The organism is Pseudoclavibacter sp. Z016 (genome assembly GCF_002931215.1).
Lineage (GTDB): Bacteria > Actinomycetota > Actinomycetes > Actinomycetales > Microbacteriaceae > Pseudoclavibacter.
The window spans coordinates 127,658-153,133 of sequence record NZ_PSTU01000010.1 but is presented as its reverse complement, the minus strand read 5'-3'; the positions used below and the strand labels follow the sequence as shown (position 1 = coordinate 153,133).

The window sequence follows — 25,476 nt, the reverse complement described above, 5'->3', positions numbered from 1 at the left end:
CTTGCAAGAACAAGTGGCAGATGCTGATCTTTCTTTCGGACTGTCCGGCCCGTGCGACCCGCTCTCGCGTTTCGCTCCGTTGGCCTGACGAGTGATTACTTTACGCAGGGCAGGGTCGGCGCACAACTCAGGGCGCATCCCGGGCGTGTCGATTCAGGCCCGTTCCCCCCGTCAGGCCCGGAAAACCAGGCCAGCGAGGGTCTTCTTGCCCCGACGCAGGACTGCGACGCCGCCGGCCAGCGCTGCTGATGCACTCACGACCGAAGCCTCGTCGGCAACCCGCTCGTTGTTGAGCGAGACGCCGCCCTGGGAGATCCCGCGACGCGCGTCGCCGAGACTCTTCGCGAGCCCGGTGTCGACAAGAGCCTGAGCGACCAGCGTTCCATCGGCAACCTCCGCGTTCGGGAGCTCGAGAATCGCAGAGCGAAGCGTGTCTCCATCGAGCGCGGTGAGCTCCCCCTGCCCGAAGAGGGCGGCCGAGGCCGCGATGACTGCGTCGGTCGCCTCCTGTCCATGCACCAGCGACGTCACCTTCGAGGCAAGCGTCTTCTGGGCGACGCGCTTGAACGGCTCGTCTGCGACGAGCTTCTCGAGCTCCGCGATCTCGGCGCGCGTCAGGAACGTGAAGATCTTGATCCGCGCGATGACATCGGCGTCGTCCGTGTTGAGCCAGAACTGGTAGAAGGCGTACGGGCTCGTGAGGTCGGCATCGATCCAGATCGCGTTGCCCTCGCTCTTGCCGAACTTCGTCCCATCCGAGTTCGTGATGAGCGGTGTTCCGAGCGCGTGGACGCTCGCACCCTCGGTACGCCGAATGAGATCGACGCCGGAGGTCAGGTTCCCCCACTGATCGCTGCCACCCGTCTGCAGCACGCAGCCGTAGTTCCGGTGCAGCTCCAGGAAGTCGATCGCCTGCAGGATCTGGTAGCTGAACTCCGTGTACGAGATGCCGGCCTCGGAGTTCAGTCGCGCAGAGACGGCATCCTTCTTGAGCATGGAGCCGACGCGGAAGTGCTTGCCGATCTCCCGCAGGAAGTCGATCGCCGAGAGCGGCGCCGTCCAGTCGAGGTTGTTCACCATGCGCGCCGCGTTGTCGCCCTCGAACGACAGGTAGCCGTCGATCTGTCCGCGCAGCCCCTCGACCCATTCCGCGACGGTCTCTCGCGAGTTGAGCGTGCGCTCGGCCGTGGGACGGGGGTCGCCGATGAGTCCCGTCGACCCGCCGACGAGGCCGAGCGGCTTGTGGCCCGCGAGCTGCAGTCGACGGAGGAGGATCAGCTGCACGAGGTGCCCGAGGTGGAGACTCGGGGCGGTCGGATCGAAACCGCAGTAGTACGTGATCGGCCCCTCGTCCATCCGCGCCTTCAGCTCGGCCAGATCCGTCGAGACGTGGATGAACCCGCGCCACTCGAGTTCGTCGATGACATGCTCGAAGGTGGTGTCGTTCTGCTGGGTCGTCAGATCACGCGTAGTCACCGGGCAACCGTATCAAGCACCTGCCGCCTCAGCGCCGCCCCGCGCGGAGCGACTTGTGCGCGATATAGCGCGAAACGGACGGGTCTCCGTCGATCCAGAAGCGCCAGTCGAACGGCAGAGCACCACCGGGAGCGCCCACGCCGACGCGGAGCCCGCGCACCACAGCCCCTCTGCTGGAGCGTTCGCCCGAAACCAACGCGAACGGCGCCTCATCGAGCCGGGCACCGTCATCGCCGAAGGTCGCGCCGAGGGCCCTGACCAGGTTCCCGGGCCCACGAGCCAGCTCGTGGTCGCGCACGGGTGTCCCGGAACGGCGCCCCGCACCGCGGCGGGCTCTCGCGAGTTCGACGCCATCGACCACTTCGCCTGCCCTCAGGAGCACTGCGGATGAAATACCGGACTCCCCCGCCACGACATTGATGCACGTGTGGAGCCCGTAGATGCGATACGCGTAGATGTGACCTGCTGGCCCGAACATCGTGGCGTTCCTCGCCGTCCGGCCGCGGAAGCCATGCGACCCGGGATCCCCGGAGCCGGCATACGCCTCCACCTCGGTGAGGCGCACCGAGACCGTGCCGTCCGGGGCCGAACGCGAAAGGACCGCCCCCAGCAGCGCGTCTGCTGCCGAGAGCGGTCCCTCGAAAAGGGCCGCGCGGAAATCGTCATCCACGCGGACACCTAGGATGTGAGCTTTGCCAGCCGCTCGCGGAGCTCGACGATCTGCTCAGCGACGCGGACAGGTGCCGTACCGCCCCTGCCATCGCGAGTCGCCACGGACCCGTCGACCGAGAGCACCTCGCGCACCTCCGGCGACAGGTGCTCGGACACGGCCGAGATCTCCTCGTCGGTCAAGCCATCGAGGTCGACGCCCTTGGACTCCGCTGCCTGCACCATGGAGCCGGACACCTCGTGCGCGATGCGGAAGGGGACCTGCCGCTTCACCAGCCACTCGGCGACATCCGTCGCGAGCGAGAAGCCCTGCGGTGCGAGTTCGCGCATGCGCTCACCGTGGAAGGTGAGCGTCGCGACCATGCCAGTGAAGGCGGGGAGCACCAGCTCGAGCGTCTCGACGGAGTCGAAGATCGGCTCCTTGTCCTCCTGCAGGTCCCGGTTGTACGCAAGCGGGAGTGCCTTGAGCGTCGCGAGGAGGCCAGCCAGGTTGCCGATGAGGCGACCTGCCTTGCCGCGCGCGAGCTCCGCGATGTCGGGGTTCTTCTTCTGCGGCATGATGCTGGACCCGGTCGAGTACGCGTCGTGCAACGTGACGAAGCCGAACTCCTTCGTGTTCCAGAGGATGATCTCCTCCGAGAAGCGCGACAGGTCGATGCCGATCTGCGCCGCGATGAACGCGAACTCCGCGACCAGGTCACGACTCGCCGTCGCGTCGATCGAGTTCGGGGATGAGGACGCGAAGCCCAGCTCGCGGGCGACGCGGACCGCATCGAGACCGAGGGTGGAGCCCGCGAGGGCCCCTCCACCGTAGGGCGACTCGTCCAGCCGGCGATCGAAGTCGCGCAGGCGGTCCAGGTCTCGAAGGAGCGGCCATGCGTGAGCGAGCAGGTGGTGCGAGAGCAGCACCGGCTGCGCATGCTGCAGGTGCGTGCGCCCCGGCATGATGACCTGGATGTTCTGCTCCGCCTGCTGGGCGAGGACCTCGACGAGCGTCTCGACCTGCTCCGCGATGATCGCGCTGTGATCGCGAAGGTACATGCGCACGAACGTCGCGATCTGGTCGTTGCGGCTGCGACCAGCTCGCAGCTTGCCGCCCAGCTCCGGACCCGCGATCTCGATCAGACCGCGCTCCAGGGCGCCGTGCACGTCCTCGTCGTCGTCGGCCGCCACGAACTCGGCGGACACGACGCGACGTTCGAGCTCGGTCAGCGCGTCCAGCATGCCCGAGAGCTCGGCGTCATCGAGGTATCCCGCCGCCGCGAGCGCACCAGCGTGCGCTCGCGAGCCGGCGATGTCGTACTTCGCGAGCTGCCAGTCGAAGTGCGTCGACTTGGACAGCCGCGCGAGCTCCGGGGACGGCCCGTCGCTGAAGCGACCGCCCCAGAGAGCTCCCGGCGTGGTCACTCCCCCGGACTTCGAGGCGCCCTCGGATGCAGCCATGCTCAGAGTTCCGGCTTGTCGCGGCGAGCCGAGATCTTCGACGGAAGGCTCCACAGCTCGATGAATCCCTTGGCGTGCGACTGGTCGAACGTGTCGCCGGTGTCGTAGGTCGCGAGGCTGTAGTCGTAGAGCGACTCATCCGAACGGCGGCCGGTGACGACCGCGCGACCGCCGTGCAGCGTCATGCGCACCTCGCCGGAGACGTGCTCCTGCGTGTGGTTGATGAACGCGTCCAGCGACCGCTTGAGACCGGAGAACCAGAGCCCGTCGTAGACCAGGTTCGACCACTCGGCCTCGATCCCGCGCTTGAAGCGGGCGACGTCGCGCTCGATCGTCAGGTCCTCGAGGTGCTCGTGCGCCTCGATGAGGGCCAGACCGGCCGGGGACTCGTAGATCTCACGGCTCTTGATGCCGACAAGGCGGTCCTCGACGACGTCGATGCGGCCGACGCCCTGGTCGCCAGCGAGCTTGTTCATGAGCTCGACGACCTGGATGGGCGTCAGCGATTCCCCGTTGATCTTCACCGGGACGCCCTGCTCGAACGTCACCGTGACCTCGGTGGGCTCACGCGTCAGGTCAGGATCCTGCGTGTACGTGTAGAGGTCCTCGATCGGCGGGTTCCACGGGTCCTCGAGGAACCCGGTCTCGACGGCGCGACCCCAGACGTTCTGGTCGATCGAGTACGGGCTCTTCTTCGACTGCTCGATGGGCAGGTTGTGCTCCTGCGCGTACACGATGGCCTTGTCGCGAGTGAGCGCGAGGTCGCGCACGGGTGCGATCGAGGTGAGCTCCGGTGCGACAGCCGCGACCGCCGCTTCGAAGCGGACCTGGTCGTTGCCCTTGCCGGTGCAGCCGTGCGCGATCGAGTCTGCGCCGAGCTCGCGAGCGGTCTTCGCGAGGTGCTTCGCGATGAGCGGGCGGGACAGCGCGGAGACGAGCGGGTAGCGCTTCTGGTAGAGGGCGTTCGCCTTGAGCGCCGGGACGATGTAGTCGCTCGCGAACTCCTCGCGCGCGTCGACGACAACCGATTCGACAGCGCCGCAGTCGAGCGCTCGCTGTCGCACCTGCTCCATGTCCTCACCGGCCTGGCCGACGTCGATCGCGAGAGCGACCACGTCCTTGCCGGTGGCATCCTTCAGCCATCCGATGCCGACGGAGGTATCGAGACCTCCGGAGTATGCGAGAACGACGCGTTCCGTCATCAATGCTCCTAGCGTTTGAGTCGTGTGTTCAGTCTATGTGGGGTGGATGCGCGGGTCAGGCCGCGGCCTTGGCGAGAAGCCAGACGAGCAGCGCCTTCTGGGCGTGGAGGCGGTTCTCCGCCTCATCCCAGATGACCGACTGCGGGCCGTCGATGACGGCTCCGTCGACCTCGTACCCGCGGTCTGCCGGCAGGCAGTGCAGGAAGATCGCGCCGGTGGCGGCGTTCGCCATCGTGGCCTCGGTGACTCGGTAGGCGCTGAGAGCGTCGATGCGGGACTGCTTCTCGTCCTCGCGGCCCATCGAGACCCAGGTGTCGGTCACGACGACGTCTGCCCCCGCGACCAGCGTGTCGATGTCGTCGCCGACCACCACGGAGCCACCCGTCTCGGCGGCGATGCGCTCGGCATCGGCAACGACGTCGGGGCGCGGCTGGAAGCCGACGGGGGCGGCGATGCGAACGTGCATGCCCGCCGTGGCGCAGGCGAGCAGGTAGGAATGCCCCATGTTGCTCTCGCCGTCGCCGAGGAACACCAGCGTGCGGCCGGCTGGGTCGCCGAGGTGCTCGTTGACGGTGAGCAGGTCGGCGAGCAGCTGGCACGGGTGGAAGTCGTCGCTCAGCGCGTTCACGACCGGCACGAGCGCTCCGTTGGCCATCTCCTCCAGGCCGCTCTGCGCATAGGTCCGCCAGACGATGGCTGCGACCTGGCGCTCGAGGACTCTGGCGGTGTCGGACGCCGTCTCCTTGCCGCCGAGCTGGCTGGAGGCGGTCGAGATGATGAGCGGCGAGCCACCGAGCTCGGAGATGCCGACGTGGAACGAGACACGCGTGCGCGTCGAGGTCTTGTCGAAGATCACTGCCACGCTGCGCGGGCCCTCGAGCGGACGTGCTGAGAAGCGGTCGCGCTTGAGCACTGCAGCGAGCTCGAGCACCTCGCGCTGCTCGGCGGGGGTCAGGTCGTCGTCGCGGAGGAAGTGGCGAATCACGGTTTGGCCTTTCGGTGGGTGGAGCGGCGAAGTCGAATCATCGGGCGCTGAGCGGGCAGGTGCACGTGCCTCACGCGGAGACCTTGGTGCCGAAGCCCTCGGTGGTGAAGATCTCCAGCAGCATCGAATGCGGGACACGGCCATCGATGATGGCGGCCTGGTCGACGCCACCCTCGACCGCCTCGATGCAGGCCTGCACCTTCGGGATCATGCCAGCAGAGAGCGTCGGCAGCAGGGCGCGCAGCTCGTCGAGCTTGATCTCCGAGATGAGCGAGTCGAGGTCGGGCCAGTCGCCGTAGAGTCCCGCGACGTCGGTCAGCATGATGAGCTTCGCCGCGCCGAGCGCCTGCGCGAGGGCGGAGGCGGCCCGGTCTGCGTTGATGTTGAGCGCCTTGCGGGGTGAGTCGATGTCGCTCGCGATCGAGGAGATGACGGGGATGCGACCGGCCGCGATATCCGCCTTCACGACCGTGGGGTCGACCGTCTCGATCTCGCCCACGAAGCCGAGGTCGACGGTCTCGCCGTCGATGAGGAGCTTCTTCCGCCGCGCCTGGAAGAGGCCGGCGTCTTCGCCGCTCGTCGCGACGGCGATCGGCGCCCGCTCGTTGATCGCGGCTACGAGCTCCCTGGCGACCTGCCCGCCGAGCACCATGCGGACGATATCCATGGCCTCCTCGCTCGTGACGCGGTAGCCGCCCCTGAACTCGCTCTCGATGCGCAGCTTGCCGAGCATCCGCGAGATGTGAGGTCCGCCGCCGTGCACGATGACCGGCTTGATGCCGGCGTAGCGGAGGAAGGCGATATCCGACGCGAACGCCTCGAAGAGCTCGGCGTCGACCATGGCGTTGCCGCCGAACTTGATGACGAGAACCCGCCCGGCGAACTCCTGCATCCAGGGAAGGGCCTCGATGAGGGTCTCGACCTTGGAGGTCGCCTTCTCGTACAGGTCAGAAGTGGTCATGCTGCCCCTTTCGGGCCGGTCAGAAACCGTCGGGCTGGTCGGGCAGACGCTCGGCGGCTGCCCCGCCTCGCGGGAGTCGCTCGCTCGTCAGGACGAGTAGGCGCTGTTCTCATGCACGTAGTCGTGCGTCAGATCGTTGGTCAGGATGGTCGCTTCGCTCACGCCGGCGTGCAGATCGATGAGCACGCTCGTGTCCCGAGGCGTCAGGTCGACCAGGTCCGCGGACTCGTGGGGCGTCCCCGCCCGGCAGACCATGACCCCGTTGATCGTGACATCGAGCGCCTGGGGGTCGAACTCGGCGTCGGTCGTGCCGACGGCGGCCAGGACGCGTCCCCAGTTCGGGTCGTTGCCGAAGATGGCGGCCTTGAAGAGATTCGAGCGGGCGACCGCCCGGGACGCGTCGAGCGCATCCTGCTCCGTCGCGGCCCCGATCGTCGTGATCGTCACGTCGTGGCTGGCGCCTTCCGCGTCCTGCTGCAGCTGACGGGCGAGGTCAGCGCAGACCTCGGTGAGCACTGTCGTGAAGGCCGCCTCGTCCGGGGTGACGCCGCTCGCCCCAGAGGCCATGAGCGTCACCTGGTCGTTGGTGGACATGCAGCCGTCGGAGTCGACGCGGTCGAAGGTGACCCGGGTCGCGGCGCGGAGTGCCCGGTCCAGCGCCCCGGACTCGAGGTCGGCGTCGGTCGTGATGACGACGAGCATCGTCGCGAGTCCTGGAGCGAGCATGCCAGCCCCCTTGGCCATCGCGCCGATGACGTAGCCGTCACCGTCGCGGACCGAGCGCTTCGGCTTCGAGTCGGTCGTCATGATGGCCAGCGAGGCCTCATCCCCCGCCTCGACCGTCGCTGCCAGCGAATCGGCCGTGAGCTCGACCCCGCGCAGCACGCCGTCGCGGAAGCTCTGGTCGCCCACCCCGATGAGGCCGGTCGAGCAGACGAGCACGTCTCCCGCGCCGATGCCGAGCTTCGCGGCGACGGCCTCGGCCGTCTGGTGCGTGGTCTGGAAACCGAAGGACCCCGTGTAGCAGTTCGCGCCGCCCGAGTTCAGGACGATGGCCGAGATCGAGCCGCCCCTGATGGCCTCCTGGGACCAGAGAATCGGGTTCGCCTTGCAGCGGTTGCTCGTGAAGACCGCGGCGCAGGCCGCGCTCGGCCCGTCGTTGACGACAAGCGCGACGTCTCGACGCCCTTCTGACTTGATGCCTGCCGCGGCTCCTGCCGCGCGGAAACCTGCTGCTGCGGTCACACTCACGGTGCCACTCCGTCCAAGGGAAGACCGAGGGCCTCTTCGAGACCCAGGGCGATGTTCGCTGACTGCACCGCGGCGCCCGCGGTGCCCTTGCCGAGGTTGTCGATCGCCGCGACCGCCACGAAGCGGCCTGCGCGCTCGTCGATGCCGATGCCGATCGAGGCCCGGTTGGAGCCGGTCACGTCGCCCGTGCGCGGCCATTCGCCGTCGGGCAGGAGCTGCACGAACCGCTCAGCCCCGTAGGACTCCTCGTAGGCGGCGCGGAGCTGCGCCGCGTCGACGCCCGCTTCGAGGCGCGCCGTCGTGGTCGCCAGGATGCCGCGTGCCATCGGCACCAGCACGGGCGTGAACGCGAGGCTGACCTCGGCGCCGGCTGCGCGGCGGAGGTTCTGACGTACCTCGGGGTTGTGCCGGTGCTCCCCGGTCACTGCGTAGGGGTTCGCCGAGCCGATGAGCTCGGAGCCGAGCAGCGAGACGGCCGCCTTCTTGCCGGCACCGGACGGGCCGACGGCGAGAACCGCCGTGAGGTCGAGGGGATGCACGAGCCCGCGGTGCATGGCGGGTGCGAGTGCGAGCGTGATCGCCGTGACATTGCAGCCGGGAACGGCGACCCGCGAAGCGCCTCGGAGGTTCGAGCGCTGCTTGTCGGGCGCACCAGCGAGCTCGAGTTCCGGGAGCCCGTACGCCCATGTGCCGAAGAAGTCGCCACCGTAGTACTCGGCCCAGTCTTCCTCGCGCTCCAGACGGTGGTCGGCGCCGCAGTCGATGACCAGCGTGTCGTCGCCGAGCTCGGCGGAGATCGCACCGGACGCGCCGTGCGGCAGCGCCAGGAACACGACGTCGTGGCCGGACAGCACGTCGGCGGTCGTGGGCTCGAGGACCAGGTCCGCGTAGCTCGCAAGGTGAGGGTGCACGCGCAGCAGCCGCTCACCCGCATTCGCATGCGCGGTGACGGTGCGGACCTCGAGTTCGGGGTGCGAGGCGAGAATGCGCAGGAGTTCCCCACCCGCGTACCCGCTCGCCCCAGCTACTGCAACGGAGAAAGCCATGCCGTTCATCCTAGGCCGTGCCACCCCCGCGCGAGTCCGGCCGGCGCGGGCAGACCAGCCCTCGAGCGACGCAGACGGGAATGCGGCGGGCAGCGAGCTCGTTGCACTCGTAGGCTTGACAGGCTGAGACCGTCGACACTCGAGCGTCTGCGGTGCGAGGCCAACGAGAGGACGATGTGACACTGAACACCGAAGACGCAGCTTCATCACTCCAGAGCAGCGCAGCACCCGAGGGCGTCCACGCCCTGAGCGACGCCAGGGTGCTCGAGCTCCGACAGGATTTCCCGATCCTGGATCAAGAGGTGAACGGCACCCCCCTCGTCTACCTCGACTCCGGTGCGACCTCGCAGCGGCCGACTCAGGTCCTCGACGCTGAGCGCCGCTTCCTCGAGACCGAGAACGCCGCCGTGCACCGAGGAGCGCACACGCTCGCCGCGCTCTCGACCGTCGCGTTCGAGGACGCCCGTGAGACCGTCGCGGGCTTCGTCGGCGCGGCACCCGAGCAGATCTCCTGGACCCTCAACGCCACCGACGCGATCAACCTCGTGACGGGCGGCATCCGCATCGCCAGCGCGGGCAGAGGCGGCCCCCGAGCAGAGCGGCTTGCGATCGGCGACGGCGACGAGATCCTCATCACGGAAGCAGAGCACCACGCCAACCTCGTGCCATGGCAGCAGCTCGCCCTGGACACGGGAGCGACGCTCGTCTACGTCCCGGTGAACGACCGGGGCACGTGGAGCGTCGACGATGCCGCAGCTCTCATCTCGAAGCGAACCAAGGTCTTCGCCTTCGCGCACGTCTCCAATGTGACCGGGCTCATCGCCGACGCGAAGCGCCTCACCGAGCTCGCGCACGAGGCCGGCGCCATCGTGGTCCTCGACGCCTGCCAGTCGGTGCCGCACCTGCCGGTCAGCTTCCCGGCGCTCGGCGTCGACTTCGCGGCGTTCTCTGGCCACAAGATGCTCGGCCCCAACGGCGTCGGAGTGCTGTACGGCCGCGCCGAGATGCTGGATGCCCTGCCGCCTGCGCGCACGGGCGGATCGATGATCACCACCGTCACGATGGAGGCCAGCGACTTCATGGCTCCTCCGACGCGCTTCGAAGCCGGCACGCAACCCGTCTCGCAGGTCGTCGCCCTCGCCGAAGCCGTCCGCTACCTCGAAGGGGTCGGCATGGAGGCGGTGGCCGCCCACGAGGCCGAGATGGGCCAGCTCCTCCTCGCGGGCCTCGCAGGCATCCCCGGGATCCGCACGATCGGGGACGAGGTGGGCACCCCGCGCGCCGGGCTCGTGAGCTTCGAGGTGGAGGGGGTCCATTCGCACGACGTGACCCAGTTCCTCGACTCGAAGGGCATCGCGGTCCGCGGCGGGCACCACTGCGCGCAGCCGCTGCACCGCCGACTCGGGCTCACCGCGTCGACCCGCGCGAGCAGCTACCTGTACACGACGCGAGAGGACGTCGACCGACTGCTCTTCGCGGTCGGCCAGGTCCGCGCCTGGTTCGGGGTCGACGCATGAGCGCCCTCGACGGCCTCTACCAGCAGCTCATCCTCGAGCATTCCAAGAAGCGAACGGGCGATGGTCCGCTGCCAGACGCCGACGCCGAGCACTTCGAGCGCAACCCGAGCTGCGGCGACGAGATCACGGTCCGGGTCAAGCTGGATGCTGATGGAACAGGGCTCTCCGAGCTCGCGTGGCAGGGCGATGGCTGCAGCATCTCGATGGCCTCCGCGTCCGTGCTCAGCGAGCTCGCCGTCGGCAAGTCGACGGCGCAGATCGACGAGCTCATCGCCGCATTCCGTCTGATGCTCCGAACTCGCGACGGCTCCGAGCCGGACGAGGATCTGCTCGAGGACGCCGTCGCCTTCCAGGGCGTCTCCAAGTTCGTGATGCGGGTCAAGTGCGCCATGCTCGCGTGGGTCGCCCTGGAGGCGAGCCTCAAGGAGGCTGCGGTCTCCCGCCAGGACTGACCCCGGTCAGGGACCGGGCCGCCGCAGCGTTGCAGCCGACCCGCAGGACACAGAATCGCCCGGCCCCATTGGGGCCGGGCGATTCGCGTCAGCGTGAGCTCAGGCGCGCATGGTGGCGCCGAAGCGCTCGGACGCCAACGCCGCGCCGGCTTCCTTGGCCTCGCTCGCCTCGGAGGCCGTCAGCGTGCGGTCCGTCGCCCGGAACCGGAGCGCGAACGTCAGGCTCTTCTGCCCGTCCTCGAGCCCGGTCCCCCGGTAGTCGTCGACGATCGTCAGCTGCTCGAGCAGCGCACCAGCACCCTCGGTGACGGCGGCGGAGACCTCAGCGGCCGGGACCGCCTCGGCCACGACGAGGCTCAGATCCTGTGTAGCTGCGGGGAAGGTCGAGATGGGCGCTGGAAGCACCTCTCTCCGAGCGAGCTCGATGACCGCGTCGAGGTCGACCTCGAACGCAGCGACCACGCGAGGCAGGTCGGCAGCCTCGGCGATGTCCGGGTGCACCTCGCCGGCGTAGCCGACAACCACCTCGGCAGCCCCGTGGCTCAGGTACAGTTCAGCGCATCGGCCAGGGTGGAAGGCCCTGTGGGCACCCTGTCGCACCTGGATCTCCGCACCGGTCGCCAAGCCGAGCTGGGCGACGAGCTCGAGCGCGTCCTCCCACGACGCCGCAGTCGGCGCGTGCCCCGGGCGCTTCGGCTCGCGGTGACCGAGCACGATGCCGGCGGCGTGCCGCGGCTGCGGCGGGAGCCCAGCCTCCAGCTCCGCGATGCGCTCAGCCGTCGGCCGCACTGCGACCGCGGGAACCTCGTCCACGCCGTAGACCACGCCGGACTCTGGCTTGAAGACCGTTCCCGTCTCGAAGATCGCGAGGTCGGTGAGACCACGCGAGACGTTGCGGTGCGCGATCGTGAGCAGACCGGGCAGCAGACTCGTGCGGAGCCACGCGGCGCGCGGGTCCAGTGGGTTGGCGAGCTTCACAGCAGCCACCTCGCCCGCATCCGCCCGACCGAACGTGACCGTGTCCGTCTCCGCGACGAACGGGTAGCTCTGCACCTCGACAGCCCCGGACGCGGCCAGCACGTCGGCAGCCGCGCGGCGAAGGCGCTGCTCGCGGGTGAGCCCCCGACCCGGAGGCGCGACGGGAAGCCGCGACGGGATGCGCTCGAAGTCGCACAGGCGCCCGATCTCCTCGACGAGGGTGACCGGCTCGGTGAGATCCCCGCGCCAGCTCGGCACCGTCACGCCGAGGAGCCCGTCGGCCTCCTCCCAGACCTCGCAGCCGACGGCACGCAGCGCGCCGATCGTCTCGTCGAGCGTGTAGTCGACGCCCATGATCTTCGAGGCGGCATCGACGGGCAGCGTCAGCGACTCCGGGGCCGGGATCTGCTCGTGCACGCTGCCGGCACGCACCACGCGGCCGCCTGCATGCTCGATGAGCAGCTCCGCGACACGAGCGGCTGCCGGCTGAGCGACGCGAGGGTCGACACGGCGCTCGAAGCGACGCGAGGCCTCGCTCGGCAGCTTGTGGCGGCGCGCGGTGCGCGCGATCGAGATGGGCGAGAACGACGCCGCCTCGATGTAGACGTTCTTCGTCTCGCTGCTGAGCTCGGTCTCCGCTCCCCCCATGACACCAGCGAGCCCGATCGGGCCGCGGTCGTCGGTGATGAGGATGTCCTCGGCGCTCAGCGTGCGCTCCTTGCCGTCGAGGGTCGTGAGCTGCTCGCCCTCGCGCGCACGGCGCACGTGGATGGCGCCGCGCAGCTTGTCGAGGTCGTAGCCGTGGATCGGCTGACCGAGCTCGAGCATGACGTAGTTCGTGATGTCGATCGCGATGCCGAGCGGGCGGATCCCCGCGAGCCGGAGCCGCTGGGACATCCACGTCGGGGTCGCCGCCGTCGCGTCGATGCCCTCGACCACGAGGCCGATGAAGACCGGTGCCATGGGCTGGTCCCGCACGGACGCGTCGTCGTCGATCGTGACCTTGACGCGGACGTCCTGAGCATCCGCGGCGATGCCCTCGCCGAGGAGAGCCTCGAGCTGGGGCCGGAGCGCGGGGTCGGTGAAGGCCACGCCCGTCGCGTTCGAGTACTCGCGGACGAGCCCGCGGATGGACATCGCGTATCCGCGATCGGGGGTGACATTGACCTCGACCGCCTGCTCGGTGAGGCCGAGCAGCTCGATGGCGTCGGTGCCGGGGGCCGCGCTCACGCCGAGCCGCGAGAGCACGATGATGCCGTCATGGTCATCGCCCATCCCGAGTTCAGACTGGGAGGCGATCATGCCGTCGGAGACGTGACCGTAGGTCTTCCGCGCCGCGATCGCGAAGTCTCCGGGAAGGACCGCTCCCGGGAGCGTGACGACGACCGAGTCGCCGACACCGAAGTTGTGTGCGCCGCAGACGATGCCACGCACGTCCGCGCCGCCGTCTGCGGCGAGCTGTCCTTCTGGCGCGACGCGCACCTGGCACCAGTTGATGGTCTTGCCGTTCGACTGCGGCTCCGGCTCGGCCGAGAGCACCTCGCCGACCACGATCGGACCCTGCAGCTGGGTGCCGTGCACGGCTTCGTCTTCGAGCCCGACGCGCACGAAGGCGTCGAGCACCGACGCGGGAGAGGCCGAGGCCGGGATCTCCGCGTACTCACGGAGCCAAGAGAGTGGAGCGCGCATCAGATGTGACTTTCGTTGAGAGGAGCAGAGGGAGCACGCACGGCTAGATCACCATTCCGAACTGGGTGCTGAAGCGGACGTCGCCCTCGACCATGTCGCGCATGTCGGTCAGCGCGTTGCGGAACATGAGGGTGCGCTCGACGCCCATGCCGAAGGCGAAGCCCTGATACTCCTCAGGGTCGACGCCAGCGGCGAGCAGCACGTTGGGGTGCACCATGCCGCAGCCGCCCCACTCGATCCACCGCGGGCCGCCCTTCGCGCCGGGATGCCAGATGTCCATCTCTGCGCTCGGCTCCGTGAAGGGGAAGTAGTTGTTGCGCAGGCGGATGCGAGCCTCGTCGCCGAACATCGAGGTCGCGAAGTGCTCCAGCGTGCCGCGGAGGTGCGCCATCGTGAGCCCTTTGTCGATCGCGATGCCCTCGAACTGCGTGAAGACGGGCGTGTGCGTCGCGTCCAGCTCGTCGGTGCGGTACGTGCGGCCAGGGGCCAGCACGTAGAGGGGGACGCCGCGCTCGACGAGCGAGCGCATCTGCACGGGAGACGTGTGCGTGCGCAGAACGAGGTGGCGGTCTGCCGGCTCGACGAAGAACGTGTCCTGCATGGCGCGGGCGGGATGGTCCGCGTCGAAGTTGAGCGAGTCGAAGTTGAACCACTCGCTCTCGAGCTCCGGGCCTTCCGCGATCTCCCACCCCATGCCGACGAAGATGTCGCTCACGCGGTCCTGCAGCACGGTGAGCGGATGCCTCGCTCCGGTCGCGCGTGCCGGCCGTGCGACGGTGACGTCGACGGCTTCTGCAGCGAGACGCTCGGAGGCCTCCGCAGCTGCCAGCTCGCTCTCGCGCTCGGCGAAGGCGGCGTTGACGCGGGTGCGGGCCTGCCCGATGAGCTGGCCCGCTTCCTTCTTGCTCTCCTTCGGCACGGCCCGCATGGCGGCGTTCAGCGATGCGATCGCAGAGCCCTCCGCCAGATGCTCGGCGCGCACGCGCTTGAGTGCTGTCAGGTCGGGCGCCGCGTCGATGGCGGCGAGCGCCGCTTCGACCGCGGAGCCGACGGCTTCCTGCGTGATGGGGTTCGATGAGGCGTCAGACACAAGTGTCGAGTTTAGCGAACCGCGTGCGCAACGGCTCCAGCATGTGGAAACACGCTTTCTCACCCCGTGAGAGAGGCCGCCTCGACGACTCGGCGGGAATCTGCGTTCCTCTCGCGCGACGCCAGAGATCCGCGAGAATCCGGCGATCTTCCAGGCTCGCGGTGTACCCATGAGCACCGAAATCCTGGCAGGGAAGCACCGATCAGGTAACCATCTCGTTTCGAAAGCGAGAAATAGGCGACGACGGAGTCTGACGCTGTGGTGGAATCGCACCATGCAAAATCAGAGCGAGCACCTCGTCGTCGTAGACCACGTCGAGAAGCACTACGGTGAATTCCACGCCCTGAAGGACATCAACCTCAGCGTCGAGCGCGGTCAGGTCGTCGTCGTCATCGGACCGTCCGGTTCCGGCAAGTCGACCCTCTGCCGCACCATCAATCGACTCGAGACGATCACCTCGGGAGAGATCCGCATCGACGGGAAGGTGCTTCCCAAGGAAGGGAAGGCACTCGCCGCGCTGCGGGCCGACGTCGGGATGGTCTTCCAGTCCTTCAACCTCTTCGCCCACAAGACCATCCTCGAGAACGTCGCTCTCGGTCCCATCAAGGTCCGCAAGCTCTCGAGGGCCGACGCAGAGAAAGAGGCAAAGGCGCTTCTCGATCGAGTCGGCATCGGTCACCAGGCCGCGAAGTTCCCCGCGCAGCTGTCCGGTGGGCAGCAGCAGCGTGTCGCCATCGCGCGCGCCCTCGCGATGAAGCCGAAGGTCATGCTCTTCGACGAGCCCACGAGCGCGCTCGACCCCGAGATGATCAACGAGGTCCTGGACGTCATGGTCGATCTCGCCAAGGAGGGCATGACGATGATCGTCGTGACCCACGAGATGGGCTTCGCCCGCAAGGCGGCCGACCGCGTCGTCTTCATGGCCGACGGCCAGATCCTGGAAGACCAGTCGCCGGAGGACTTCTTCACGCATCCGAAGACCGACCGCGCCAAGGACTTCCTCTCCAAGCTCATCACCCACTGATCGTCGGCGCAGACCCCGCATCGACGCTCACGCAAGACGCAACAGACTTCCAACAGAAGGAGAAGAAATGCGAAAGACCAAGCTCAGCGCCATTCTCGGCGCAGGCATCCTGGCCTCGCTCGTACTGACCGGCTGCGCCGAGGGCGCTCCGCCCGCTGCAGGCGGCGGCGAAGGCACCACGACCGGTGAAGCACCCGTCTTCGAGGTCGCGACGGACGTCACGATCGAGGGATCGCCCACGTTCGACGCCATCAAGGCACGCGGCGACAAGGTCGTCGTCGGTGTCAAGGAAGACCAGCCGAACCTCGGCTACCTCGACGCCGTCACCGGTGAGCGCACCGGCTTCGACGTCGACGTCGCACGCTGGATCGCCGCATCGCTCGGTGTCACCGAAGAGAACATCGAGTTCAAGCCGATCGCCTCCGCCAACCGCGAGCAGGCGATCTCCAACGGCGACATCGACTACTACGTCGGCACGTACTCGATCACCGACAAGCGCAAGGACCAGATCGACTTCGCCGGTCCGTACTTCGAGACCGGCCAGGGCCTGCTCGTCGGCGCGGACTCCGACATCACCGGAGTCGACTCGCTCGTCGCCGGCGTCACGGTCTGCTCTGCGACGGGTTCGACCCCGATCCAGAACATCAAGGACAACTACCCGGAGGTCACGACCACCGAGTTCGACACGTACTCGCAGTGCGTCGACCAGCTGATCAACGGCCAGGTCGATGCGGTCACGACTGACGAGGCCATCCTGATCGGCTACGCCGCCCAGGACCCCGACAACCTCAAGGTCGTCGGCGAGCCCTTCAGCGAGGAGCTCTACGGCATCGGACTCGCCAAGGGCGATGACGCCCTCCGCGACCACATCAACACCACCCTCGAAGAGGGCGGCGACGTGTGGCAGGCGATCTTCGACTACAACCTCGGCTCGTCCGGAACCACGGTCACGCAGCCAGCGGTCGACCGCTACTAATCCCACAGGCGAGCGGCGGCGAGACACACTCTCGCCGCCGCTCGTTCGCACCTAGGGCGCCTTGCGCCCTGTCTCAGAAAGGAAGGCGAGCGTGTTCGATATCTTCACGAACCACCTCGACCTGTGGAGTGAGGCCCTTCTGGGGACGCTCATCCTCTTCTTCGGGGGCGCGCTCCTCGCGCTCGTCCTCGGCTTCATCGTGGGTGCCATGCGAGTCTCGCCGGTCCCGATCGCGCGGGCGGTCGGCGCCGCCTACGTCAACCTCGTGCGCAACACCCCGCTCACCCTCGTGTTCTTCATCTTCGTCTTCGCGGTGCCCGTCCTCTTCCCCATGGGCCGCACCGACTACCTGCTGCTCGGCGTCCTCGCGCTGGGCGTCTACACCGCCACGTATGTCGCCGAGGTGCTCCGAAGCGGCATCAACACCGTCCCTGTCGGCCAGGCAGAGGCCGCGCGAGCCATCGGCCTCCCCTTCGGGCAGGTCATGACCCTCATCGTGCTCCCCCAGGCAGCACGCGCCGTTGTCCCGCCCATGATGAGCGTCCTCATCGCACTGCTGAAGAACACCACCGTCGCTGCTGGGTTCTCCGCCGTCAACCTGGGCATCATCCGCGCCAACATGAGCGAGCGAGGTGAGAACGCGATGGAGGTGCTCATCTGGGTCGCCATCGTCTTCATCGTCCTCGTGCTGCTGCTCTCGTGGGTGCAGAACGCGCTCGAACGCCACTGGAAGGTTGCCCGATGAGCCAGACCTCTGTTCTCTACGATGTCCCAGGCCCCCGCGCGCTCGCTCGCAACAAGCTGCTCGGGATCGCGACGGTCGTCGTCATCGTCGCCCTCGTCGCCTTCCTCGTCTACCGCCTCAGCGCAACGGGCAACCTGAGCGCCGACAAGTGGCAGATCTTCGGCTACGCGGCTATCTGGACGCAGATCGCGGAGGCGCTCTGGGCCACGCTCAGCGCCTTCCTGGTCGCAGCCGTTGGTGCCTTGGCGCTCGGATTCGTCCTCGCCATCGGCCGCCTGTCGGACCACGCGTGGGTCCGCATCCCGTTCACGGTCGTGGTCGAGGGTCTCCGTGCGATCCCCGTCCTCATCCTCATGATGCTCATGTACTACGGCCTGCCGGCCATCGGCATCAAGATGGAGCCGTTCTGGGCCGTCGTCATCGCGCTCATCGCCTACAACGGCTCGGTGCTCTCCGAGGTCATCCGAAGCGGCGTGCAGTCGCTCCCGAGCGGTCAGGCTGAAGCCGGATACGCCATCGGCCTCCGCAAGAGCGGCGTCATGCAGATCATCCTGCTCCCGCAGGCGATCCGCGCGATGCTGCCCGTCATCATCGCGCAGCTGGTCGTGACCCTGAAGGACACGGCTCTCGGCTCGATCATCACGTACAACGAGCTGCTCTACATGGCGAAGCTCATCGGCGGCCAGGCGGATTACGGTCGCCCGTACATTCCCGTCACGATCGTCATCGGCGCCGTCTACATCGCCACCTGCGTGCTGCTGTCCTGGCTCGCGACCGTGGTGCAGAAGCGCATCTCGCAGAACCCGAAGGTCATCGCGGGCGCCGCCCCAGAGCCCGTCACCAATGCGGGCAATGTGACCGACACGGAGCTGATCCTCGTGCAGCAGTCCGACGTGCTCGAGCTCGAAGAGGAAGCTCGCCAGAAGACGAAGCACGATCAGGCGGAAGCGCAGCGCCAGATCGATCTGCGCAAGCAGGGCGACGGAGACCGCGTCTAGGCGCGCGCTCCGCAGGAAAGCTCCCCGCGGGCCGGCACCGAGAGTCTCTCGGCACCGGCCCGCGGGGAGTTCTCCGTTTCTCGAGAGGTTCCCCGTCTCCTGGGAAGTCAGCGCCGTCCCCCGACGCGCCGCTGCACCGACAGAGGCGACTAGCCTGTACCGGATGCGCGCTGAGCCCGGACTTCGAGAACTGCTGCGACTCTGGGAGTTCGTGCGGCCGGTCAGATGGAGCCTCTTCGCCGGCTTCGCCTCGGCCCTGACCGCAGCCGGGCTGAGCCTCGTCGGACCGCAGATCATCCGCCTCATCGTCGATGGCCCCGTCTCCTCCGGCGAGCGGGCGGCCGTCATCTGGGGCTCGCTCGCGCTCCTCGCCGTCGGCTGCTTCGAGGCGCTCCTCTGGTACCTGCGCCGAATCTTCGTGCTCACGCCCATGGTCGGCGTTGAACGACGCGTGCGGGATCAGCTCTTCGCGCGCCTGCAGGACCTGCCGGCGGCCTTCCACGACGAGTGGGAGGCAGGCCAGCTCCTGTCGAGATCATCCGTCGACCTCAACCGGATACGCCGGTGGCTCGCGTTCGGCCTCATCATGCTGAGCGTCAACCTGCTCACGGTCGTCGCCGGCATCGGCGTGCTCCTCTGGCTCGATCCGGTGCTCGGCTGCCTCTACGCGGTGTTCAGCATCCCAACTGCCCTCATCACCCTTCGCTTCCAGCGCGTCTACGGACATCTCTCCCGGCGCAGCCAGGACCAGGCCGGGGCGCTCGCGACGACGGTCGGCGAGGCGGCGAAGGGGATCCGGGTCATCAAGGCCTTCGGCCGTGGCGGAGAGTTCCTCGAGTCGTTCCGCGAGGAGGCGCAGGCGCTGCGTGAGACCGAGCTCGAGAAGGCCCGCCGCCAGGCCGACATGCGCTCGTGGCTCATCCTGCTCCCCCAGCTCGCCGTCGCCACCTCGCTCGCCCTCGGTGTGATCGCCGTCGCCGACGGCAGGCTCACGATCGGCGCGCTCTCCGCGTTCCTCTTCACGGCGCTCATGCTCGCCTGGCCGGTCCGCTCCCTCGGCTTCCTCTTCGCCGACACCCTCGACGCGGCGGCGTCGACGACCCGTGTCTTCGAGGTCCTCGACACTGCGACTGCAGTCTCCGACCCGGAGCACCCGCTCCCCGTTCCGGACGGGCCTGGGGTCCTCGAGTTCCGGGATGTGCGCTTCGCCTTCCCGGATGCGCCGGACGGAGACGAGGTGCTGCGAGGCATCGACCTCACCCTCGTGCCCGGCGAGACCCTTGCGCTCGTGGGCGCGACCGGGAGCGGCAAGAGCCTGCTGAGCGAGCTCGCCGTGCGCCTCCACGATCCGACAGCTGGCGAGGTGCGGCTCGACGGCACCGACATCCGCCGTCTCCGCCGAGACGACCTCAGGGGCCACGTGGCCATCGCCTTCGAGCAGCCTCTGCTCTTCTCGGCCAGCGTCAGAGACAACGTCGCCCTCGGCCGACCGGACGCGAGCGACGACGAGGTGCGGGAGGCCCTGACCGTCGCGCAGGCCGGCTTCGCGCTCGAGCTCCCGGAAGGCCTCGAGACCCTCATCGGGGAAGAGGGGCACAGCCTCTCGGGAGGCCAACGGCAGCGCCTTGCGCTCGCCCGCGCCATCCTCGCGCGCCCCCGCGTCCTCGTCCTGGACGACCCGCTCTCGGCCGTCGACGTGCGCACCGAGACCCTCGCGACCGAGGCCCTCCGGTCGGCTCTCTCCGGCGTGACGACCCTCGTGGTCGCGCACCGGTCATCCACCGTCGCCCTCGCCGACCGGGTCGCCGTCCTCGTCGACGGTCGCATCACGGCCCTGGGCGAGCACCGCGAGCTGCTCGCAGCCGACCCCGTGTACCGGGGCCTGCTCTGGCAGGGCGACCACGTCGATGAGGTGGTCGCGTGACCGAGCCCAGCGCTGCTGCACCCCTCGGGGTGCGGGTCGAGCACCTCACGAGCGTCGACCGCGACACTGCCAGACTGCTCCGACGGCGCTCGCTTCGGCTCATGGGCCAGCTCCTCGCCCCGCACAAGGCACGCCTCGTGTGGCTGGGGGTGCTCGTCCTCATCAGCCAGGCGGCGTCGGCTGCCGGGCCTCTGCTGCTCTCGCAGGCCATCGACACGGGGCTTCCCACGCTGCTCGACGGCGACGCGGCCCCGTTCCTGGTCATCGTCGTCGCTCTGGTCCTCGCGACGATCACCGACGCCGGACTCTCCAACCTCTTCACCCGGAATGCCGCAGCGCTCAGCCAGCGTGTGCTCCTGCGAGTCCGGACCCTGCTCTTCGAGCACACGGGGCGTCTCGGCCTCGATTTCCACCAGCGCTACACGTCCGGGCGAGTCATCAGCCGCCAGACGAACGACGTCGATGCGGTCGCCGAGCTCCTCGAGTCCGGCTTCGGCGACCTGGTCAACGCCGTCGCGCGGATGGCATTCATCGCGGCGGCCCTGCTCATCCTCGACCCGTTGTCGGCCCTCGTGGCGTTCGCGGTCTTCGTGCCGGTCGTGCTGGTCACCCGACGGTTCCAGGTCGTCTCCTCACGCCTCTACCGCGAGTCGAGCGAACGCTCCGCGCGCCTCATCGTGCGCTTCGTCGAGACCATCACGGGCATCCGCGCCATGCAGGCCTTCCGCGCCGAATCGCGAAACGCGGACGTGTACGGCGGACTCAACGGCGCCTACACCGACACCGGTCGGCGAACCGCGATGGCGTTCGGCAATCTCTTCACCGGCATCGAGCTCATCAGCAGCATCGGCCTCGCGGTACTGGTGCTCGTCAATGGCCTCCGCACGCTCGAGGGCAGCATCGGCGTCGGCGTCCTCGTCGCAGCCGCGCTGTACCTCGTGCAGCTCTTCCAGCCGATGGAGGCCGTCGGCATGTTCGCGAACACCTTCCAGTCCGCAGTCGCGGCCCTGGAGAAGATCTCGGGCGTGCTCGAGGAAGAGCCAAGCGTCGCGGCACCCGCCCGAGATGCCAAGCAGGATCCGGCCCGACGGACGGCGGACCACCGCGGTGTCACCGAGCCCGGTGACATCGCCCTCCGTGGCACCGCGTTCTCCTACGGAGACGGACCACTTGTGCTGCAGCGTGTCGACCTGCACATCCCCGCCGGGCAGACCGTTGCGATCGTCGGCCCGACCGGGGCGGGGAAGACCACGCTGGCGAGCATCATCGCCCGATTCGCGGACCCGACGCAGGGGCAAGCGCTCCTCGATGGCGTCGACCTCCGCGACATCCCGGACAGCGAGCTTCGACGACGCGTCATCACGGTCACGCAGGACCCCTTCCTGTTCCAGGGCACCGTCGCCTCCAACATCGGGCTCGGGCGGCCGGGCGCGAGCCGCCAGGAGATCGAGGACGCCGCGAAGCTCATCGGCGCCGACCCGTTCATCCGACGCATGCCGAACGGCTACGACACCGACCTGAGCCACCGCGGAGTGAAGCTCTCGGCCGGGCAGCGCCAGCTCATCTCCTTCGCCCGCGCCTTCGTGGCCGATCCGGAGGTGCTCATCCTCGACGAGGCCACGAGCTCCCTCGATATCCCGAGCGAGCGAGCCGTCCAGAAGGCGCTCGGCACCCTCCTGCACGACCGCACGGCCGTCATCATCGCCCACCGCCTGTCGACCGTCAACGACGCCGACCGCGTGCTGGTCCTCGATGGCGGAGCGATCGTGGAGGACGGCTCCCCCGCAGATCTCGTGGCCCGTGGGGGGCGCTACGCCGAGCTGCACAGCGCCTGGCTGTCATCGCTCGACAGCGACTGACGTGAACGCCCCGCCACTCCCGCGACGCGAGCAGGATGCCCCGAACCCGACTGACATCCGCTGAGGACTCAGTCAGGCTCGCTGCCACGCAGACAGCCAGACAGCCAGACGCGCCGACGCGCAGGCGCGCAGAGATACGGAGACGCCCGGGCCGCTCGACGCGAGTATCGCGAAGAGGCCCGGGCGTCCAGGTGCGCTGCGGTCAGGCGCGCTGCGCGAACGCGCTCTCGTACAGGCAGACGGAAGCCGCGGTCGCGAGGTTCATCGACTCCGCTCGCCCGTAGATCGGCACGCTCATGGTCGCGTCTGCATACGCGAGCTGCTCGGCGTCGAGGCCGCGAGCCTCGTTCCCGAAGAGCCAGGCGGTCGGCTGCGCCAGCTCGCCGGCGTCACGAGCCGACAGCAGGTCCGAGCCGTCGATGTCGGCGGCGACGATACGGAGACCAGCGTCGCGAGCGCGCGAGGTGGCGACGTCCAGGGTCACCTCGACGGCGATCGGCAGGTGGAAGATGGAGCCGGTGCTCGAACGCACGACCTTCGAGTTGTAGAGGTCCACGGTCCGGCCCGTGAGGATCACCGCGTCGGCACCCGCAGCGTCGGCCGCTCGGATGATCGTGCCCAGGTTGCCCGGGTCGCGCACCTCCTCGAGGATCGCGACGAGCTTCGGCGAACCGCTCAGCGCATCCCGAATGGAAGCGGGGAACTGACGGCACACGGCGATGACGCCCTGCGGGGTCCGCGTGTCCGCCATCGCGTCGATGGCCTCCTCGCTCGCGAAGTCGACCTCGAGCTGGGCCTCCTCGGCAAGGCCACGCAGCTCGGAGTGACGCTCGAGCGCCGTGGGCGTGACGAACAGCTCCTCGATGAGCTCTGGGCGCGAGACCAGTGCCTCGCGGACCGCCTGGGGGCCCTCGATGACGAAGAGGCCAGTCTCCTGACGCTCCGACTTCTGCGCGAGCTTCCTGACGTCCTTGACGCGCGCGTTGCGCGGGCTCTCGATCATGGTGTCGACTTCTTCCTGCGCGCGAGGCGCTGCGTTGCTTGAGTGGATGCTCATCGAGCCAGGTGCAGATGCAGAGTGCAGGCCCTAAGAAAAGAACATGCGGCCGAGAGCTGGACTCTCGACCGCATGTTCATGCGGCCGGCACACTCAGAGAGCGAATCGGGCCGCGGTGGTGACTAGGCCGCTGCGCGCGGAGCCGACGTGTCGGCCGGGAGCGCCTGCTTGGCTGCCTCGACGAGACCGGCGAACGTCGCGGGCTCGTTCACGGCGAGCTCAGCGAGGATACGGCGGTCGACCTCGATGCCAGCAAGGCCGAGGCCCTGGATGAAGCGGTTGTACGTGAGGCCGTTCGCACGGGATCCGGCGTTGATGCGCTGGATCCAGAGGCGACGGAACTCGCCCTTCTTGGCGCGGCGGTCACGGTAGGAGTAGACCATCGAGTGGATGACCTGCTCCTTGGCCTTGCGGTACAGGCGCGAGCGCTGTCCACGGTAGCCGGATGCGCGCTCAAGGATGACGCGACGCTTCTTATGGGCGTTTACTGCCCGCTTTACACGTGCCATGTGTGTTGATTCTCCTCAGTAAGTGTGGGTGCGGGCGGCTTAGTGGCCGAGCAGCTTCTTGGCGACCTTGGCGTCTGCCTTGGAGAGCAGCTGGTCCTGGTTCAGGCGAGCCTTGCGACCCGGCGACTTGACCTCGAGGTTGTGGCGAAGGCCGGCCTGCTGCTTCATGAGCTTGCCGCTTCCCGTGACCTTGAAGCGCTTCTTGGCGCCCGAGTGGGTCTTCTGCTTCGGCATTAGTTCTCCTCTGTGGTTGCAGACTCTGGTACAGACTCTGTTGCAGCTTCATCTGCAGATTCATTCGCAGCTTCGCCAGTTGACGGCTGCCCGTGCTTGGCCGCTCGAGACGCCTCGCGGGCCGCATTCCGCTTCGCGGAAGCGTCAGCCTTGACGTCGGACTTGTTTCGGAACGGGCCGATGATCATGACCATGTTGCGGCCATCGATCATGGGGTTTGACTCGACAGTGCCGTACTCCGAGACTTCCTCGGCGAAACGCTGGAGGAGGCGCACACCCATCTCCGGGCGCGACTGCTCGCGGCCGCGGAACTGGATCATGGCCTTCACCTTGTCACCGTCTTCGAGGAAGCCGATGGCGCGCTTGCGCTTGGTCTCGTAGTCGTGGGCGTCGATCTTCAGACGGAAACGGACCTCTTTGAGGACGGTGTTCGCCTGGTTGCGACGCGCTTCCTTCGCCTTCTGGGCGGCCTCGTACTTGAACTTCCCGTAATCCATGATCTTGGCGACGGGGGGCTTCGAGTTGGGGGCGACCTCGACGAGGTCGAGCTCAGACTCCTGCGCGAGGCGCAGCGCCATCTCGAGCTTGACTACTCCGACCTGCTCACCGCCCGGGCCGACAAGGCGGACTTCACTGGCACGGATGCGGTCATTGGTACGTGGTTCGCTGATGGAAGGCTCCTGACTTCACTGAATGTGGAAAGGAGGCGTCACACCAACCACGCTGCGCTCGCAGCGTGTTTCCACCCATCGCCACCGAGCCTGCGCATCCTGCAGCGAGTGCAGTTCGTGCGAACTCTGTGACCTCTTCCTGCACAGCCGCGAGGCCGGGCAAGGAAGGGAGTGGAGCAACCCGGTAACCTACGTAGAGCGGTTTGCGCGGGTGGGACGAATCCTCTTTCGTGGCCTCTGCACAGCAGAAACCGCTCGCCACATTACCAGAACTCCGGACAAAGGACCAGCGTGACCGACGCCTCACTCGAAAACCCCTCCGCAGCCGAGCCAGAGTACGGTGATCTGCGTCGCGACATCGGCGAAGTCCCGGCCGTCGAGCTCATCACGACAACCGCCGTCCACCTCATGAGCGCCGCCGCAGTCGCGTGCGGCCTGGACGAGGACAGCGGCGACGACGAGCTCGACCTCGACGAGGCCCGCAAGCTCATCTCGGCGCTCGCAGGCCTGCTCACCGCGAGCCTCCCCTACCTGGGCGACCACCACGCGCGCCCCCTGCGCGACGGCCTGCGCTCGCTGCAGCTCGCGTTCCGCGAGGCATCCGAGCACCCGGACCCCGTCGGCAAGGGGCCAGGCGAGGACCTCACCGGCCCCGTCTACGGCTGAGTTCGGACCACGCGACCACGGCCCGCTTGCCGAGCCTTCGGGCCGTCGAGCGGG

Annotated in this window: 23 protein-coding genes; 9 read left to right on the top strand and 14 right to left on the bottom strand. The window is 68.2% G+C overall.

Annotated elements, in window-relative coordinates; translation table 11 throughout:
• Positions 1 to 171: 171 nt before the first annotated feature.
• The 8 genes from tyrS to argC form a co-directional block, all read right to left on the bottom strand.
• Positions 172 to 1,476: a tyrosine--tRNA ligase gene (gene tyrS / locus C5B99_RS06180; RefSeq protein WP_104240909.1), complete on the bottom strand. Its 1,305-nt coding sequence runs from the start codon at positions 1,474 to 1,476 to the stop codon at positions 172 to 174.
• A gap of 28 nt (positions 1,477 to 1,504) precedes the next feature.
• On the bottom strand, positions 1,505 to 2,146 hold the full coding sequence (locus C5B99_RS06175) for a DNA-3-methyladenine glycosylase (protein WP_104240908.1): 642 nt from the start codon (positions 2,144 to 2,146) through the stop codon (positions 1,505 to 1,507).
• Between the two features lie 8 nt (positions 2,147 to 2,154).
• Positions 2,155 to 3,588 carry an argininosuccinate lyase gene (gene argH / locus C5B99_RS06170; protein ID WP_104240907.1) on the bottom strand — a complete coding sequence of 478 codons (1,434 nt, stop codon included), beginning with the start codon at positions 3,586 to 3,588 and terminating at the stop codon, positions 2,155 to 2,157.
• Between the two features lie 2 nt (positions 3,589 to 3,590).
• On the bottom strand, positions 3,591 to 4,790 hold the full coding sequence (locus C5B99_RS06165) for an argininosuccinate synthase (protein WP_104240906.1): 1,200 nt from the start codon (positions 4,788 to 4,790) through the stop codon (positions 3,591 to 3,593).
• A gap of 55 nt (positions 4,791 to 4,845) precedes the next feature.
• Positions 4,846 to 5,775, bottom strand: coding sequence for an ornithine carbamoyltransferase (gene argF / locus C5B99_RS06160; RefSeq protein ID WP_104240905.1), 930 nt, complete (start codon positions 5,773 to 5,775; stop codon positions 4,846 to 4,848).
• Positions 5,776 to 5,845: 70 nt separating this feature from the next.
• Positions 5,846 to 6,736 carry an acetylglutamate kinase gene (gene argB / locus C5B99_RS06155; protein WP_104240904.1) on the bottom strand — a complete coding sequence of 297 codons (891 nt, stop codon included), beginning with the start codon at positions 6,734 to 6,736 and terminating at the stop codon, positions 5,846 to 5,848.
• 87 nt (positions 6,737 to 6,823) lie between these two features.
• Positions 6,824 to 7,987 (bottom strand): bifunctional glutamate N-acetyltransferase/amino-acid acetyltransferase ArgJ, encoded by a 1,164-nt coding sequence (argJ, locus tag C5B99_RS06150; protein ID WP_104240903.1) that lies wholly within the window; start codon positions 7,985 to 7,987, stop codon positions 6,824 to 6,826.
• Positions 7,984 to 9,033 (bottom strand): N-acetyl-gamma-glutamyl-phosphate reductase, encoded by a 1,050-nt coding sequence (gene argC / locus C5B99_RS06145; RefSeq protein WP_104240902.1) that lies wholly within the window; start codon positions 9,031 to 9,033, stop codon positions 7,984 to 7,986. Before argC ends, argJ begins: the two co-directional genes overlap by 4 nt.
• Before the next feature lie 245 nt (positions 9,034 to 9,278).
• Here argC and C5B99_RS06140 point away from each other — a divergent pair, with 245 nt between their 5' ends.
• Positions 9,279 to 10,550 (top strand): SufS family cysteine desulfurase, encoded by a 1,272-nt coding sequence (locus C5B99_RS06140; RefSeq protein ID WP_104240921.1) that lies wholly within the window; start codon positions 9,279 to 9,281, stop codon positions 10,548 to 10,550.
• The gene (sufU, locus tag C5B99_RS06135) at positions 10,547 to 11,002 is read left to right on the top strand and encodes a Fe-S cluster assembly sulfur transfer protein SufU (RefSeq protein WP_104240901.1); all 456 of its coding nucleotides are present in this window, start codon (positions 10,547 to 10,549) and stop codon (positions 11,000 to 11,002) included. The genes C5B99_RS06140 and sufU overlap by 4 nt, the downstream gene beginning before the upstream one ends.
• A gap of 99 nt (positions 11,003 to 11,101) precedes the next feature.
• Here the strand turns inward: sufU and pheT are convergent, their stop codons facing one another.
• Both pheT and pheS read right to left on the bottom strand, forming a co-directional pair.
• Complete coding sequence (gene pheT / locus C5B99_RS06130) at positions 11,102 to 13,669, bottom strand: phenylalanine--tRNA ligase subunit beta (protein WP_104240900.1); 2,568 nt, start codon at positions 13,667 to 13,669, stop codon at positions 11,102 to 11,104.
• Between the two features lie 43 nt (positions 13,670 to 13,712).
• The gene (gene pheS / locus C5B99_RS06125) at positions 13,713 to 14,759 is read right to left on the bottom strand and encodes a phenylalanine--tRNA ligase subunit alpha (RefSeq protein WP_104240899.1); all 1,047 of its coding nucleotides are present in this window, start codon (positions 14,757 to 14,759) and stop codon (positions 13,713 to 13,715) included.
• A 274-nt stretch (positions 14,760 to 15,033) separates the two neighbouring features.
• On the opposite strand from pheS, the gene C5B99_RS06120 reads away from it, so the two are divergent.
• From C5B99_RS06120 to C5B99_RS06095, 6 genes are all read left to right on the top strand, one after another.
• Complete coding sequence (locus tag C5B99_RS06120) at positions 15,034 to 15,783, top strand: amino acid ABC transporter ATP-binding protein (protein ID WP_104240898.1); 750 nt, start codon at positions 15,034 to 15,036, stop codon at positions 15,781 to 15,783.
• A 67-nt stretch (positions 15,784 to 15,850) separates the two neighbouring features.
• Positions 15,851 to 16,759: a glutamate ABC transporter substrate-binding protein gene (locus tag C5B99_RS06115; protein WP_104240897.1), complete on the top strand. Its 909-nt coding sequence runs from the start codon at positions 15,851 to 15,853 to the stop codon at positions 16,757 to 16,759.
• Between the two features lie 91 nt (positions 16,760 to 16,850).
• Positions 16,851 to 17,504 (top strand): amino acid ABC transporter permease, encoded by a 654-nt coding sequence (locus C5B99_RS06110; RefSeq protein WP_104240896.1) that lies wholly within the window; start codon positions 16,851 to 16,853, stop codon positions 17,502 to 17,504.
• Positions 17,501 to 18,502, top strand: coding sequence for an amino acid ABC transporter permease (locus C5B99_RS06105; protein WP_104240895.1), 1,002 nt, complete (start codon positions 17,501 to 17,503; stop codon positions 18,500 to 18,502). Before C5B99_RS06110 ends, C5B99_RS06105 begins: the two co-directional genes overlap by 4 nt.
• A gap of 163 nt (positions 18,503 to 18,665) precedes the next feature.
• Complete coding sequence (locus C5B99_RS06100) at positions 18,666 to 20,426, top strand: ABC transporter ATP-binding protein (RefSeq protein WP_104240894.1); 1,761 nt, start codon at positions 18,666 to 18,668, stop codon at positions 20,424 to 20,426.
• On the top strand, positions 20,423 to 22,285 hold the full coding sequence (locus C5B99_RS06095; protein ID WP_308471581.1) for an ABC transporter ATP-binding protein: 1,863 nt from the start codon (positions 20,423 to 20,425) through the stop codon (positions 22,283 to 22,285). The genes C5B99_RS06100 and C5B99_RS06095 overlap by 4 nt, the downstream gene beginning before the upstream one ends.
• Before the next feature lie 202 nt (positions 22,286 to 22,487).
• Here the strand turns inward: C5B99_RS06095 and C5B99_RS06090 are convergent, their stop codons facing one another.
• The 4 genes from C5B99_RS06090 to infC all read right to left on the bottom strand — a co-directional run bounded on the left by C5B99_RS06090 (position 22,488) and on the right by infC (position 24,756).
• Positions 22,488 to 23,288 (bottom strand): RNA methyltransferase, encoded by an 801-nt coding sequence (locus C5B99_RS06090; RefSeq protein WP_104240893.1) that lies wholly within the window; start codon positions 23,286 to 23,288, stop codon positions 22,488 to 22,490.
• A gap of 176 nt (positions 23,289 to 23,464) precedes the next feature.
• Positions 23,465 to 23,851 (bottom strand): 50S ribosomal protein L20, encoded by a 387-nt coding sequence (rplT, locus tag C5B99_RS06085; RefSeq protein ID WP_068481110.1) that lies wholly within the window; start codon positions 23,849 to 23,851, stop codon positions 23,465 to 23,467.
• Positions 23,852 to 23,890: 39 nt separating this feature from the next.
• On the bottom strand, positions 23,891 to 24,085 hold the full coding sequence (rpmI, locus tag C5B99_RS06080; protein ID WP_104240892.1) for a 50S ribosomal protein L35: 195 nt from the start codon (positions 24,083 to 24,085) through the stop codon (positions 23,891 to 23,893).
• Complete coding sequence (gene infC, locus C5B99_RS06075) at positions 24,085 to 24,756, bottom strand: translation initiation factor IF-3 (RefSeq protein WP_104240891.1); 672 nt, start codon at positions 24,754 to 24,756, stop codon at positions 24,085 to 24,087. Before infC ends, rpmI begins: the two co-directional genes overlap by 1 nt.
• A 291-nt stretch (positions 24,757 to 25,047) precedes the next feature.
• Between infC and C5B99_RS06070 the strand changes: the two genes are divergently transcribed.
• Positions 25,048 to 25,422, top strand: coding sequence for a DUF1844 domain-containing protein (locus C5B99_RS06070; protein WP_104240890.1), 375 nt, complete (start codon positions 25,048 to 25,050; stop codon positions 25,420 to 25,422).
• The last annotated feature ends 54 nt before the right edge of the window (positions 25,423 to 25,476 follow it).

What these genes read in the sequence shown, in the direction of transcription:
- pheT (WP_104240900.1), bottom strand. Translation starts at nt 13,669, where the DNA reads ATGCGCGCTCCACTCTCTTGGCTCCGTGAGTACGCGGAGATCCCGGCC.
- C5B99_RS06165 (WP_104240906.1), bottom strand. Translation starts at nt 4,790, where the DNA reads ATGACGGAACGCGTCGTTCTCGCATACTCCGGAGGTCTCGATACCTCC.
- argH (WP_104240907.1), bottom strand. Translation starts at nt 3,588, where the DNA reads ATGGCTGCATCCGAGGGCGCCTCGAAGTCCGGGGGAGTGACCACGCCG.
- sufU (WP_104240901.1), top strand. Translation starts at nt 10,547, where the DNA reads ATGAGCGCCCTCGACGGCCTCTACCAGCAGCTCATCCTCGAGCATTCC.
- C5B99_RS06090 (WP_104240893.1), bottom strand. Translation starts at nt 23,288, where the DNA reads ATGATCGAGAGCCCGCGCAACGCGCGCGTCAAGGACGTCAGGAAGCTC.
- C5B99_RS06120 (WP_104240898.1), top strand. Translation starts at nt 15,034, where the DNA reads ATGCAAAATCAGAGCGAGCACCTCGTCGTCGTAGACCACGTCGAGAAG.
- C5B99_RS06100 (WP_104240894.1), top strand. Translation starts at nt 18,666, where the DNA reads ATGCGCGCTGAGCCCGGACTTCGAGAACTGCTGCGACTCTGGGAGTTC.
- C5B99_RS06115 (WP_104240897.1), top strand. Translation starts at nt 15,851, where the DNA reads ATGCGAAAGACCAAGCTCAGCGCCATTCTCGGCGCAGGCATCCTGGCC.
- argC (WP_104240902.1), bottom strand. Translation starts at nt 9,033, where the DNA reads ATGGCTTTCTCCGTTGCAGTAGCTGGGGCGAGCGGGTACGCGGGTGGG.
- rplT (WP_068481110.1), bottom strand. Translation starts at nt 23,851, where the DNA reads ATGGCACGTGTAAAGCGGGCAGTAAACGCCCATAAGAAGCGTCGCGTC.
- C5B99_RS06105 (WP_104240895.1), top strand. Translation starts at nt 17,501, where the DNA reads ATGAGCCAGACCTCTGTTCTCTACGATGTCCCAGGCCCCCGCGCGCTC.
- rpmI (WP_104240892.1), bottom strand. Translation starts at nt 24,085, where the DNA reads ATGCCGAAGCAGAAGACCCACTCGGGCGCCAAGAAGCGCTTCAAGGTC.
- argB (WP_104240904.1), bottom strand. Translation starts at nt 6,736, where the DNA reads ATGACCACTTCTGACCTGTACGAGAAGGCGACCTCCAAGGTCGAGACC.